The sequence below is a fragment of the Spirulina sp. LEGE 11439 genome (genome assembly GCF_059821285.1).
Window position 1 is genome coordinate 139,025 of record NZ_JCAMRX010000011.1, and the last position, 11,069, is coordinate 150,093.

At 44.5% G+C, this 11,069-nt stretch carries 6 protein-coding genes and 4 pseudogenes; 7 read left to right on the forward strand and 3 right to left on the reverse strand.

The window, feature by feature from the left end:
* The first annotated feature begins 33 nt into the window (after positions 1-33).
* From AC6RV6_RS10570 to AC6RV6_RS10595, 6 genes and pseudogenes are all read left to right on the forward strand, one after another.
* Positions 34-2,262, forward strand: coding sequence for an EAL domain-containing protein (locus AC6RV6_RS10570; RefSeq protein WP_500240797.1), 2,229 nt, complete (start codon positions 34-36; stop codon positions 2,260-2,262).
* A gap of 27 nt (positions 2,263-2,289) precedes the next feature.
* Positions 2,290-4,134, forward strand: coding sequence for a vWA domain-containing protein (locus tag AC6RV6_RS10575; RefSeq protein ID WP_500240798.1), 1,845 nt, complete (start codon positions 2,290-2,292; stop codon positions 4,132-4,134).
* Between the two features lie 296 nt (positions 4,135-4,430).
* Positions 4,431-4,550 (forward strand): annotated as a pseudogene (locus AC6RV6_RS10580) (IS982 family transposase); the annotation flags it as partial.
* 131 nt (positions 4,551-4,681) lie between these two features.
* The gene (locus tag AC6RV6_RS10585; RefSeq protein ID WP_500240812.1) at positions 4,682-4,876 is read left to right on the forward strand and encodes a transposase; all 195 of its coding nucleotides are present in this window, start codon (positions 4,682-4,684) and stop codon (positions 4,874-4,876) included.
* 19 nt (positions 4,877-4,895) lie between these two features.
* Positions 4,896-5,422, forward strand: a pseudogene (locus AC6RV6_RS10590) (transposase); the annotation flags it as partial.
* A 64-nt stretch (positions 5,423-5,486) separates the two neighbouring features.
* A pseudogene (locus AC6RV6_RS10595) lies at positions 5,487-5,903 on the forward strand (IS30 family transposase); the annotation flags it as partial.
* Here the strand turns inward: AC6RV6_RS10595 and AC6RV6_RS10600 are convergent.
* Entirely contained in the window at positions 5,877-6,440 is a 564-nt protein-coding gene (locus AC6RV6_RS10600; protein ID WP_500240799.1) for an RHS repeat domain-containing protein, read from the reverse strand. The pseudogene AC6RV6_RS10595 and the gene AC6RV6_RS10600 overlap by 27 nt on opposite strands.
* The gene (locus AC6RV6_RS10605; protein ID WP_500240800.1) at positions 6,370-8,610 is read right to left on the reverse strand and encodes a DUF6531 domain-containing protein; all 2,241 of its coding nucleotides are present in this window, start codon (positions 8,608-8,610) and stop codon (positions 6,370-6,372) included. The genes AC6RV6_RS10600 and AC6RV6_RS10605 overlap by 71 nt, the downstream gene beginning before the upstream one ends.
* 105 nt (positions 8,611-8,715) lie before the next feature.
* Here AC6RV6_RS10605 and AC6RV6_RS10610 point away from each other — a divergent pair, with 105 nt between their 5' ends.
* Positions 8,716-9,777 (forward strand): hypothetical protein, encoded by a 1,062-nt coding sequence (locus AC6RV6_RS10610; RefSeq protein ID WP_500240801.1) that lies wholly within the window; start codon positions 8,716-8,718, stop codon positions 9,775-9,777.
* Between the two features lie 897 nt (positions 9,778-10,674).
* On the opposite strand, the pseudogene AC6RV6_RS10615 reads toward AC6RV6_RS10610, so the two are convergent.
* Positions 10,675-10,935 (reverse strand): annotated as a pseudogene (locus AC6RV6_RS10615) (transposase); the annotation flags it as partial.
* Positions 10,936-11,069 lie beyond the last annotated feature (134 nt).

Consider the following 11,069-nt stretch of genomic DNA (forward strand, 5'->3'; position numbering starts at 1 on the left):
AAAACACAGCCATAAAATTAAAGCCATAGAATCATGCAGGAGAACTCAGTAAAAATACTCTTGGTTGAGGATAATCCTGCAGAGGCTAGACTGCTACAAGAATTGTTGAAGGGTGTAGGCACGAGTCAGTTTAGCTTTTGTTGGGTCAAGCGCTTGCGGGACGCTCTCTCTGCTCTCGAAGAGGGAGAATTTGATGTCATTTTCTTGGATTTGACCCTGCCGGACTCTCGGGGCTTAGAATCCTTGAACCCTTTGCTGGAAAAAGCGCCTCATTTACCGATAGTTGTCTTGAGCAATACCAACGATGACGAACTGGCCGTAGAAGCCGTGCGTCAGGGCGCTCAGGACTATTTGGTCAAACGACACATCAATTGCGAATTGTTGATGCGTTCTTTGCGTTATGCCATTGAACGCAAGCAGACCTCAGAAGCCCTCAAACAGGCGAAAGCGGAGTTAGAAATGCGCGTGCGCGATCGCACCGTCGAACTCGCCCTCGCCAATATGGCTCTCAAACAGGAAATTAGCGATCGCCAGCAGATCGAACAAGCACTCCTGCAAGAAAAAGAACTGGCCCAAATCACGTTACACTCTATCGGCGACGCGGTTATTACCACCGATGCAGAAGGAAGAATTCAATCGTTAAACCCCGTGGCTCAGACCCTAACGGGATGGAGTGAAGACGAAGCGAAAGACCACCCCCTAGAGAAAGTGTTATGGCTGTTCGATACCTCGACGGGATCTCCCATCAACGATCCCATCGCGCGAGTGTTAAGCAGGGGGAACACCCTCGAACCCTCCAATCATATGCTCCTGCGCTCGATCGATTCCCAGGAATTTATCATCGAATATTCTGCTGCTCCCATCCGCTTAGAGAGCGATCGCATTGTTGGAGCCGTATTAGTCTGTCGCGATGTGACTTACTCCCACAATCTCGCCAGCCAGCTTTCTTGGCAAGCCAGTCACGATGCTTTAACCGGACTGGCCAACCGACGAGAATTCGAGAGCAACCTACAACAAATTCTCCTTGAAGCCAAACTCGCCCAGCAAGAACACATTCTTTGCTATCTCGACCTAGATCGCTTCAAAATCGTCAATGATACCCAAGGTCACGCCGCCGGAGACCAACTGTTGCGCCAAATCGCCGATCTCCTACAAAATCAACTCCGTCCCACAGATATTCTCGCCCGTTTGGGTGGAGATGAGTTTGCGATTTTGCTCCCCTACTGCTCTCTGGTCAAAGGACAACAAGTCGCGACGCGATTGATCGAGAGCGTGAAAACCTTCCGTTTTAATTGGCGAGGGAAAACCTTTAGCGTTGGTGCGAGTATCGGTCTCGTGGAGATCGATCGCGAAGTCGAAAGCGGGGCAAAACTCCTCAGTTGCGCGGATGCAGCCATGTATGCCGCGAAAGATCGCGGCGGCAATCGTACTTATATTTATCAAAATGGCGATCGCGATCTCGAGCAACGTCAAGGGGATATGCAGTGGGTGTCGCGAATTATTAAAGCACTGGAAGAAGATCGCTTTTTTCTCTACGCCCAACCCATTGCCGACCCAAAAAAAGAGAGCGAGTTTCATTACGAATTGTTAATTCGCCTGAAAGACAGTCGCGGACGGCTGATTTCACCCGGTGTTTTTATTGCAGCAGCAGAGCGTTACAATCTCATGCCCGATATCGATCGCTGGGTCGTCCGGAAATTATTTTCCACCCTAGCCGCTCATTTTCAAGCCTGCAACGGCGTGATTCCTTCGACGTGGTACGCCGTTAATTTATCGGCTTTGAGTCTCAACGATGAAGGATTTTTTGAGTTTCTGCAACAGCAATTTGCCCGCTATGAAATTCCCCCAGAAATCATCTGTTTTGAAATCACAGAAACGGCAGCGATCGCCAATCTGAACCAAGCGGCTAAATTTATCCGCAAGTTGAAAAAATTGGGCTGTTCGTTTGCCCTTGATGATTTTGGGAGTGGTATGTCTTCGTTTACCTACCTGAAAAATTTGCCCGTGGATTATCTGAAAATTGACGGTCATTTTGTCAAGCATATCACCAGCGATCCGGTGAATGCCGCCATGATTGAAGCCATTAATCGCATTGGTCATTTAATGGGACTCAAAACCATTGCCGAATTTGTGGAAAATGATGCCATCTTACAAGAGATTACTGCGATCGGTGTCGATTACGTTCAAGGATATTGCATTGCCAAACCGCACCCATTTGAGTTAAGTTTGCAACCTGCGATTTCAAGTTTTAATGTAGCATAGGATAACCAATAAGCAATAATCAAATCAATGCAAGCTAGCTATAGCCTCAGTCAATCTCTTATTGCTCGCGATCGCCAGACAACCTTAGATTGTCTGATTAATTTTCAAGGCCATGAACCGCAAGAGAAGAAAGTATCTCGCCGTCCTCTCAATCTAAGCATTGTTTTGGATCGTTCGGGTTCGATGGGAGGAACATCGTTACGAAATGCGATCAAAGCAGCTAAAAGTTTGTTGGCTTATTTAACAGAAGAAGACCATCTTTCGGTTGTGACTTATGACGATCGCATTGATACGATTGTCGAACATCAAAAAGTCCAAGATAAAGCAGCGATCGAACAAAAAATCAACAGCATTCGTGCGGGAGGGTTAACTAATTTAAGTGGAGGTTGGTTGCAGGGATGCGATCTCGTGAAATCTCAATTTTCCCCAGAGCAATTAAATCGCGTTCTTTTACTCACTGATGGCCAAGCCAATAAAGGGATTACACAACCTAATATTTTAATTAACACCGCCCGGGAAAAAGCAGAAGAAGGTATCATTACGACAACTTTAGGCTTTGGCAATTATTTTAATGAAGATTTGCTGATCGGCATGGCTAATGCAGCCGCAGGAAACTTTTATTACATCCAATCTCCCGACGATGCAGGGGATGTATTCCGGATTGAAATTGAAAGTTTGGTCTCGATCGCAGCACAAAATTTAATTGCGACGCTACACCCCCAAAACTCGCTAGAAATTGCCGAAATTCTCAATAATTATCGCACTCAAACAGAAGGAAATACAGTACGGGTCTTTTTGGGGGACGTTTATGGTGTTGAGAAAAAACCGCTTGCGATCGCATTATCTATTCCACCTCAAACAGAACTGGGAGAGCAAAATCTTTTGGCGGTTTCCTATCAATATCAGACGGTTATTGATAAAACAATTAAAGAAGTAAAAGCAGAGTTAGAAATTAAAGCGACCATTGTATCGGAAACAGAAGCGAGTCAAGCACCTTTAAACACGGAAATATTAGAACAGATCGGACAACTTCGCATTGCTAAGGTAAAAGATGAAGCTGTAAATTTGGCAGATGGTGGGAAGTATCAAGAGGCTTCTCAGAAATTGCAAGAAACCATTGAAGATTTAAAGCTGAAAACTTTACAAGAATCTTTTGCAATTGCTGAAGAAATCGACCAATTAGAACATTACGCGCAAAATTTAGAGCAAAAACGTTTCGATCGCAGTCTGCGGAAAGAAATGCGAGATCAATCTTATCAGGCGAGAACTCGCGATCGCGGCGATTTAAAATTGCGAGGAATTGCGGCAGGTTCAGCAAGTAGTTTAGCAGGGGTTTCTCAAGTAGATGGCGGTATTTTAGTCAAGTGCGAACGAATGGGCGGAAAGTTAAGAATTCGAGCGGTTTCTGAAGGGTATGACGGTAATTTAAACGTGCAGTTTCCCCGCAGCATTCGCCAAGCAGGTGTTACCTATGTCGTAGAAGAATTGAAACTTTCTGGGAATGGTTCATTTTATCGCGCATCCGGGGCAATTAAACAGTTAGTACAACCCGGGGAAGAACGGGCGGCGGGATCTGTGGGAACAGCGGCCAAAGCGAAGGCGAAAAACTTGCAATCAGCCAAAGCAAACGGAACATTAGAAGATTTAGAAACTACGGATAGTATCGGGGATGGGGTATTAGTACAATGTCTGAAAGATGGAAAAAAATTGCGGGCGCGGGTTGTTTCCGATGGCTACAACCCCGATTTTAATATTCGCTTTCCTCGCAATATTCGTAAGGAAGGAGAGTTATTTGTAGTTGATGCCATTAAAGAAGCCTCTAATGGCGGTTCTTATATTGCTTGCGGGAAAATTCGCCGCTTGGTGCAATAATTAAATTGCCTCGAGCAATGTTTCGAGAGAATCGGTTTGCAGGAGTAATTTAGCGATGGTAGAGTCGATCGCTCGTTTGAAGTCGGGATCTGAGGCGTAACCGCTTGTATAAGTCTAATTCTCGGCGGCGTTTTTGGTTGATGTAGATATAACTGATGCTTATTTTTATTTGGTTAAGTTAGATAGGGCAGATTTCACGAATGCTCGATTATCTTCTATTTAACGTCAGTTCGGGATAAGGAAAGGAGGATGGAGTAAGCTGAAATTGAGAAAAACATCAGCCTCCGTCCTCCGTTATGAATACTAGCTTAGAAGAACTTTTTTGCCATGTCGATGATTTCTGCAAAGTCTTTGAACCTCAATGGCATCAACAACTGTTGAGTAATGGATTAAAAACCCGCAAGCGTAAGCGATCGCTATGTCTAAGTGGGGCTTGCTGAAAAGAGCAGGAAGGATTGTAATCGAAGGCTGAGAGAAGCCAAAAAATGGATAAAATGCAAGAAAAAGGTGTAAAATCGAGGAAATCTCTTGCACCAGCCCGAAGAAAATGTACCGAAAAGTAGAGAAAGCAGAAAGTAGCGAAGAGAAATTCCCTCTCCTTTTTGAAGGGAGATTATGTGAAGAAAATCGCTGGGTAATAATGTCCAAGCTAGTTCCTTGGTCAGAATTTGAAGAGGAATATCAAGAAAATTTTTCATCAGAAATGGGAGCGCCAGCAAAACCATTTAGGATGGCATTATAGAAACTTATTAGTAGGATCAGAAATCTTTCGTCAACAAAAATGGATGTATGAAAATAAGAAAGAGAGAATTGATAATAGAATTGTAAGTTTAAGTCAACCGCATATTCGTCCAATGGTAAGAGGAAAAGCGGGAGCTAATGTAGAGTTTGGAGCAAAATTATCAGCAAGTTGTTTTGAAGAATATGTATTTTTAGACCGTGTCAGTTGGGATAGTTATAATGAAAGTGGAGATTTAAAAGCACAAGTTGAGGCCTATAGAGAATTGACAGGATATTATCCAGAATCTGTTCATGTGGATAAAATTTATCGGACGAAGGAAAATTTGGACAAGGTAAGCGACGATTTAATCTCGATCGCGTCATGGCAAAACTTTCTAATACCTCAGAAACCACCATTGCTATTACCTTTTTAGTCATGAATCTTGTCACCCTGCTTCGGCAGTTTTTTTGTCCTTTTTTGTGTCAAAATTCCCCCGATCGCATCTTTTGGGGGAGACTCATTATCTCTCGTTATAGAGGGGGGATTATTGACAACCTAAAGTTATGATTTCTCACATCTAAAACTGGATTGCCCTCTACCCCCAATTTTTTCTAACTTTTTCAGCAAGCCCTATGTAGACAAAACCTCTAAATTTTTAATTGGAGGATTATTAAGGAGGAAAACAATGGAAGAGGTGAATCGAGTAACTCAAGAAAAGTTTAGTAATCTGGAGCAAAAGAAAAGAAAAACGATAACCTATGACAACGGCAAAGAATTTAGTGGACATCAAAAAATTAGTGAAGAATTGGGAGTCCAATGCTACTTTGCTCGACCATATCATTCATGGGAACGAGGATTGAATGAGCATACAAATGGATTGCTCAGACAGTTTTTTCCCAAAGATACAAACTTTAAAATAGTGACCGAAGACGAGGTGCAAAAAGCTATTAATTTAATCAATAATCGACCTCGAAAATCTCTTGACTATCGTACCCCTTATGAGGTATTCTATAGTCACACATCAGAGTCTGTTGCATTTCAAAATTGAATGGGCGCTTTCGCCCAGTCTTTCTTTAACATACTCTTTGGACTCATTCATTGCATATCTTCTTGCAGTAGCAAGATGTTTCTGTATTGTTTGAGTCGCATTGAGTTCAGTAATCGTAAACAATCCCGTAGGATCGCTATAAATCAGAGGGTTGTTATAAACAAACTGATAAGGATTGCTACTCTCAGGCTCGTATTCAATAACATCAACCGGATCGCGACTGACAAACCTTCCCGTCTCAGGGTCGTAATACCTTGCTCGGAAATGGTAAAAGTCCGTATTCGACTCTAACCACTGACCTTGGAAGCGGAAATCTCCTCCTAACTCACTCGGCATTCCCGTCGCACTATTCCGCAAATTGCCAAAACTATCATATTCAAACTCTGCCACTTCGACCCCAGAATTGTCTGCCAATCCCACAATCGAACCCATGCCATCTTCTAAATAATAAGTCGGATTGCCTTGCTCATCCAAACGCATTAACGGCATATTTCCCGCATACACATAAGCTGCTAAAGGAGCGTTTGCTCCATCCATCACCAAATGCGGTGACTCCAACCCTTCTCCCATCAACGGTATAATAGGTTTCCAATCCTGCACCAGTATCGATTTCCATTAACTGATGAATGTTTTCGTAATCGTAACTGCCTTGTGCTTCTCCACTCGATACCGTCTGGCGATTTCCCTCCGCATCATAACTGTAAGCAATTTCCTCTTCTTGCACCCCATTGGCATCGTAATAGGTTTCCTTCTCCAAGCGCCAAGATTCGTCATACTTCAACTCCACATAAGAACCATCTTCTCGCGTTATCTTCGTCGGTTCCCCACTGTCAGAGCGGATGTATTCCACCGATGACATCACCGTGACTCCATCGGGTGCATAGTGAACGATCTTCTCGATCGCGTCAGTCTTTTCTTTGTAGGCGTAAACGGTTTTAATCCCATTGGGTAATGTCCGCTCTTCAAGGCGATTCACTGCATCATAAATCATCACTGTTGCTTGAGTGTTGGGGTCGGTGACTTTTTCGATGTTCCCATTGGCATCGTATTCGTATTCGGTCACGTACTCCGTTGCTCCATCCTTGTCGGGTTTGACGGTGACTTTTTCCACTCGTCCCAATTCGTCCCGTTGATAGCGAATGCTGCTATTGTTGGGATAGTCCAATCCGGCAAATGCTCCGGTATTGGGGTCGTAATGATAAGTGGTGATTCCGGTGGGGTCTGTGACGCTTAAAAGCTGTCCAGTTTCAAAGTTCCAATCGGTGACGACTTCATAGAGGGGGTTTCCATTGAGAGAGTAGACCCGTCGCGTTTCCAATCCCGAATCTGCATCGTATTTGTAATCAATGACCTCTCCAGAGGGTAAGGTTTCCTGCATGAGAGCATTGGTGATGGGGTCGTAAACGAAAGAGCGCTGACTCTCATCGAGATAAGTAACGGTTTCTAAATCTCCATTCTCATCGTAATTGTAGCCGAGAACTGTCTCTCCATTGGGATTGCTGGGGTCGTGTAATTCGGTGCGGGATTTGAGATTGCCGTCGCTGTCGTAGTCGTAGGTGACAATATTGCCGTTGGGGTCGGTGATTTCGATGAGGTCGTCCCCTTCGTATTTGAAGCGGGTTTCGTGAGTTATGCCATCGATTTGATTGACCTGACGGATGACATTGCCTCGGTTGTCGTATTCGTAGAGAGTGGGTATGCCGTTGGCATCTTTGATAATCTGAGTGTTGCTATCCGGGAGGTACTCGAAGGTTATGGGGTCGTTGTCGATATCGAATACTTGTTGCAAGCGACCGTTGGGAAGGTAGGTCGAACGCACTACCGGACGGGTTTCGAGGGGGTCGATGACTTCGGTGAGATAGTGAGGATATTCGGGATAGTCGTATTTGTACTCAATTTTATTCTGCTCTTGGTCGATGACTTCGACCAAATTGCCCGTCTCGTCGTAGTTATAAACAACTTCATAGTTGCGAGGATCGATAACCTTCTTAATCCGTCCTTCTGCATCCCGTTCAAAAGTAACGGAAACCCCTGTATCGCTGGTAATTCCCGCATCGGAGAAGGTGAGTTGGTTACCGTTGGTATCGGTGGCTGTTAACAAATCCCCAGAATTGGCATCGATTTCATACTCAATGCCTCCCTTGGTTGTCAGAGTATACTTGCCCCCCAAACGTGGATCTTCAGGATTGTACGGTAAACCCATCGGATTCGCACTGAAATACTCTCCTGTATCGCTGTTGTAGGAAAGCAGTACATCTTTGACTGTCAGAGTCAACTCGCTGCCATCTTCCGCCACAAAACGAGGACGGAATGCCGATGCGGGTTGTCCTGTCAATCCTGCCGCCATCCCTAAAATGCGATCGGGTATGGGGTCAAAAGTGAAGCTCTCTCGCTTGCCTCCGGGTAGGGTAATATACACCCGCGTGTCATCGCGAAAGGCACTCTTGAGACCTAATAATTCTTCTTCTGGAGTCGGTGGCGGGACGTTGGTTTGCAGGTTCGTATCTCGGAACTCCAACCGCCAGCCGTAACCGAAGTTATCTTGCTCGTTGGCGTACAAACTATCATAAGTCCGGGTCACGGTGATGGGAATCCCCGCTACTGGCACTTCGAGGTCAGTAAAGGAGAGTTGGAAGTTCCCCAGTTTTAGGTCTCCTGCGACTTCGATTTGAGTTTCGATCGCTGAGGTCGCCCCGTTGTTGTCCACTGCACTCAAGCGTAGGGTATAGGGTCCGTTGGCTAAAATTACACGACTTGGAAGGTTAGAGGGAACAAGAAGGGTAAAATCGAGTAGAAGAGGAGAAAAAAAGCGATGTTGCCATTGGTAGGGATACCCAAATCAATAGAAGCAGAATTGCAGGAGTATAGAGGAAACTTCAAGAAGGAAGCGGGATACAAGCATATAAGCCGATATGTATTGGGTCTAATAGTGAATGAAAATAAAACAGTACAAGGGATTTATGATAGAATTGTGTGGGAAGAGGGAGAAGAAGTGAGTCGAAGAGCGATGCACGAAGCGATATTTGAGGCAGGATGGAACAGAAAAGAATTAATGAAAAAACATAGAGAAAGAATGGGAGAAAAACATAGAGGAAGAGGAAAAGAAGTGATAGGATTAGATTGGACATATAGCCATCACGAGAGAGGAAAAGAAATCTATGGGACGAAAAGAATGTATGACCAAGTGTCAAAAAAAATGAGTAGATATCAAACAGTGATGACAGCAGTAGTGTCAAATCGAGAAAGAATAGACGGTATAATGGTAGAAGTGCAAACCCCAAAATATGAGGAAGAAGAGAAGAGGTATTTGGAAATGACAGCGAGAGAAAGCTACGAAGAAATGGACGAAGTGAGACAAAGGTTGATAGAACTATTACACTATCAAAAAAATCGGTTAGAATACCGAAAAAGGACGGAAATGGCAGTAGATATCGTGAAAACGATAGAGACAGAGGGTAATTTTCCAGAGGCCAATTATGCTTTTGATAATGGATTATTGTGCTTGCCGTTGGCTCAAGAAATCGAAGCACATGGAAAGTATTGGGTGAGCGAGATTGAAAAATCAAGACTGATAAATTGGCAGGGAGTTTGGAGAAGAGTTGACACGGGTCTTGAATCGGCTCAGCTACGCAATGAAGAAGCGGTTAAACGCCACTTCTGTTTAAGTTGTCTCGCGCAGTCGTTACTTCAATCTGTTCCTTGTTCTGGCGGGAAATCTGAACGATTTGCCTTTGCTGATGGAGCAAAGACTCTTGGACAACGACTCTATACCCTCTCTCGCGAAACTCTGTCCAATTTGTTAAATCTGGTTCAGGGACTTTTTGCTCAAGGATTGCCTTCTTCCCATGTTTTGGAGGTGCTTATGCCTGCTTAATTTTAAACAACCTTCCAAGTCGTGTAACAGGGTTGGGTCAAAAATTCCCAAAGTCTCTCCTTCATCAAGATTTTCGAGACCGCCACTCTCGGAAAAGACTTCGACAAAAGTATCGCTGCCTACGGGGGCGACTTCGACTTTATAGGATTGCAATCCCGCATCGGCCTGAATCATGCCGGTTAAAGGCGTTGGTTGGGTGATGGGGGCGATCGCTTGAGTTTGGGGATCGCGAGGTGGATTGATATTGAGTTGGATTGCATCCCTCGCCGGAATATTCAGAACATCAAAGGAGAGAGTTTGCGTAGAAATGTTCCCGGCTTTATCCGTTGCTGTGGCGAGGAGAGTATAGTTTCCCGCATCCTCAGAACTCCATTTCACCATGCCCGAGGCATCCAACGCCACGGGTTTCTCGTCAATGCTCAGGGAAATATCCTCCACGCCCACATTATCCGTCGCCCGCACGGCAAAAGTCACTTCGTCATTGGGATAGGCAAAGCTGAGACTCTGGAATATCTCCACTTTCGGCGGTTCTGCATCTCCATTCACCTGCAAAGGAAGCGGTTGTACTGCTGTCGCACCGTATTCGTCGGTGACAACGACTTCTATCTCGTTGAAACTCTCATTCCCTGTCACTTCTGTAGGAGGTGCAGACAGGATTTCGGGGGCGTTGTTATCCCGCACGTTAAGGTTGAAGCGTTGAATTCCTTGCAATCCTTGGGTGTCTTCTGCGGCAATGGCTACGGTAGGGCTTGCTGAAAAATTAGGAAAACAGAGATATGGAGAACAATTCAATATTAGATGTGAGAAATGATAATTGGAGATTGTGGAAAATTCTTTCTCCATAAACAAAGGTGATGAATTGTTCCAAAAAGTGTGTTTTCTCGAAAAATTGACACAAAAAACCTGCCGAAGCAGGGCAAGAAGATTCATCACCAAAACCGCAATAGCAATAGCTGTTTCAGAAGTATGAGAAAGTTTGGTCATAACGCGAGCGAGACTAAATCTTCGCTTACTTTGTCCAAATTTGCCCTCGATTCCGTTGCGACTTTTTTCATCTTCTCTTGCTTGTTTTTTCTCGGCTTGAGTGGGATTATTTTTCGGTCTTCCTAAAGGAGGGCCACTCATCCTTATGCCTCGTTCCTTACACCAAGCACGATTGGGCGAACATGAGGTTGGGTCAAACTGACAATTCGATTTTCAATTTTGTCGGTATTATTTGACCACATCCATTATCCATTGGGAGCAGGTCAAACCTGCTGAACACATGAACTATTGACAAATAAGATAAAAAG